This window comes from Flavobacterium xizangense (assembly GCF_054075145.1).
In genome coordinates this window covers 1-245 of the sequence record NZ_JBSIPG010000254.1, presented here as the reverse complement: position 1 = coordinate 245, position 245 = coordinate 1, and the positions used below count along the sequence as shown (strand labels likewise).

Genomic DNA, 245 nt, shown 5'->3' with positions numbered 1-245 from the left:
CCAATCAATCCAGGCGGTAAATTTACTTTTGATTTCGGAACCGTAAAATGTGTCGTAGCCCAACATCCGAGCAGTTTTATGGATGGTTCTTATGGCGGTATTGCCTGCGGATTTGTACTGTCAACCGCTGATGGAAATTTCTATTACAGCGGCGATACGGCATTGACGTTAGACATGCAACTTATTCCCAAATTTACAAAATTGGACTTTGCTGTTTTTCCTATTGGTGACGGACTTACCATGGG

The 245-nt window shown here is 42.9% G+C and carries 1 protein-coding gene; it reads left to right on the top strand.

Features of this window, described 5'->3' with window-relative positions; all coding sequences use genetic code 11:
- A partial coding sequence (locus ACWA1B_RS23330) for an MBL fold metallo-hydrolase (RefSeq protein WP_456911059.1) occupies positions 1-245 on the top strand: 245 nt, incomplete at both ends.